The 650-nt window shown below is 74.2% G+C and carries 1 pseudogene; it reads left to right on the top strand.

The window, feature by feature from the left end:
• Window positions 1-235, top strand: a pseudogene (locus IF89_RS0135820) (IS5/IS1182 family transposase); the annotation flags it as partial.
• Window positions 236-650 lie beyond the last annotated feature (415 nt).

Genomic DNA, 650 nt, shown 5'->3' with positions numbered 1-650 from the left:
CCCCCAAAAGCGGGACCAGGTCGCCAACCGGAAGAAGAAGGGCGCACGAGGCGGCCGGCCCGTCAGTCATGACGCCGACCTCTGCAAGGAACGGAACACCATCGAGCGCCTGATCAACAGACTGAAGGCCTGGCGGGGCATCGCCACCCGGTTCGACAACACACCCGAGAGCTACCTCGCCCGCCTCCAGCTCCGCGCTTCGATGATCTGGATCAAGAACCTCACCACTCCTTGATCACGACCCAATACGCTCCCTAGCGGCCCCGAGGCGTTCCGGCTGCCCTGCCCCCGCACGCGGCCGGCCCGGCCGGCCAGCGCGTCCGGGACCCGCCCGGTGTCCTTCGCCGACCACGGCCCGGGCATGCTGCCCGAAGCGAAGACTCCTCAACCGGCCTGCGGAGCAGCGTCTCCGCGGACCGGCTGGCGGCCGCGCAGACGCTACCGCCCGCACCGACCGCTCCCCGGCGGGTTCGATCATGCCCCCGACCCCCCGGAACCCGGCCACAGGCCGCAGAACCCGGGGCCCCCAGGCAGGCCCGCCCCCCCTCCCCGCCGGCCCAGCCCGCGCACCACACCAGCCCCTGCCGGGCGGTGGCCTGCCCGGCCCGCCGGGGAGCGGCGGGCCGCGCACCACGCCCACCCCGCAGGAA

This window comes from Streptomyces sp. NRRL F-2664, from assembly GCF_000719345.1.
Lineage (GTDB): Bacteria > Actinomycetota > Actinomycetes > Streptomycetales > Streptomycetaceae > Streptomyces.
The sequence above is the reverse complement of the archived record's forward strand: the minus strand, read 5'-3'. Positions and strand labels throughout refer to the sequence as shown.